At 55.2% G+C, this 223-nt stretch carries 1 rRNA gene; it reads right to left on the bottom strand.

What is annotated here, in order from left to right:
• Nucleotides 1-223: ribosomal RNA gene (locus WFO64_RS22440) — 16S ribosomal RNA — on the bottom strand; the annotation flags it as partial.

Below are 223 nucleotides of genomic sequence, written 5' to 3'. Positions count from 1 at the left end.
TATGCGCCATTGTAGCACGTGTGTAGCCCTACTCGTAAGGGCCATGATGACTTGACGTCATCCCCACCTTCCTCCGGTTTATCACCGGCAGTCTCCTTTGAGTTCCCGACCGAATCGCTGGCAACAAAGGATAAGGGTTGCGCTCGTTGCGGGACTTAACCCAACATTTCACAACACGAGCTGACGACAGCCATGCAGCACCTGTCTCAGCGTTCCCGAAGGC

Origin of the sequence: Pantoea sp. AS142, assembly GCF_037152305.1 — a bacterium.
In the GTDB taxonomy this organism is placed as follows: Bacteria; Pseudomonadota; Gammaproteobacteria; order Enterobacterales; family Enterobacteriaceae; genus Pantoea.
Note: the sequence above shows the minus strand (reverse complement) of the source record. Positions and strands in the feature narration are given on the sequence as shown.